This is a genomic window from Sinorhizobium fredii USDA 205 (assembly GCF_001461695.1).
Lineage (GTDB): Bacteria > Pseudomonadota > Alphaproteobacteria > Rhizobiales > Rhizobiaceae > Sinorhizobium > Sinorhizobium fredii.
In genome coordinates this window covers 1-598 of the sequence record NZ_AUTC01000123.1, presented here as the reverse complement: position 1 = coordinate 598, position 598 = coordinate 1, and the positions used below count along the sequence as shown (strand labels likewise).

At 60.0% G+C, this 598-nt stretch carries 2 protein-coding genes; both read right to left on the bottom strand.

The window, feature by feature from the left end; all coding sequences use genetic code 11:
* Positions 1 to 155: arsenate reductase/protein-tyrosine-phosphatase family protein (locus tag N181_RS31625; protein ID WP_475513979.1), on the bottom strand; the 155-nt coding region annotated here is incomplete at its 3' end.
* Positions 156 to 180: 25 nt separating this feature from the next.
* Positions 181 to 537 (bottom strand): ArsR/SmtB family transcription factor, encoded by a 357-nt coding sequence (locus N181_RS12725; RefSeq protein ID WP_037436024.1) that lies wholly within the window; start codon positions 535 to 537, stop codon positions 181 to 183.
* Between the last annotated feature and the right edge of the window lie 61 nt (positions 538 to 598).

The window sequence follows — 598 nt, the reverse complement described above, 5'->3', positions numbered from 1 at the left end:
AGTGCGTAGGGGTGGACCTCTCCCTTCGGCTGGGAACCGGCAGAGTAGGCCTTGAACTTCCCTTGGCCCAGCCTGTTCAGGATGGCCTCGGCGAGGATGGAGCGAGCGGAATTCCCCGTGCACAGAAAAAGCACGTTGTATGGTCTGTCAGACATGGTGTTCCCCCTGGCTGGACGTGGTTTAGGTTCTGGCGACCTCTTTTGGAGGGCAGCACGGCGTCAGGTCGGCAATCAGCGGAGCGCAGAGGCTCGCATTGCCGCCGCAGCAATCCTTCAGCAGATAAAGGGCGACCGCCCGGAAGCGCTCCAGGTCGGCTCGGTAGATGATCGATCGGCTCTGCCGCTCACCCTTGACGAGGCCAGCGTTCGCGAGCGTCGAGAGGTGGGCTGACATGGTGTTCTGCGGGACGCCGATTAACCGCGCGAGTTCGCCAGCAGGCACACCCTCGGGTTCCCGCTCGACCAGCAGTCGGAAAGTCTGAATTCGTGTCGATTGGGCTAGAGCCGCCAAGGCCGCTATCGTTTGCTTCTCATCCATATATCCAGAATAACGGATGTATCTTCGTCGTCAAGACAGATAATTGCGAGGCCGAACGGAA

Bases quoted from the DNA above. Each gene is read 5' to 3' on its own strand.
- N181_RS12725 (WP_037436024.1), bottom strand. From the start codon at position 537: ATGGATGAGAAGCAAACGATAGCGGCCTTGGCGGCTCTAGCCCAATCG.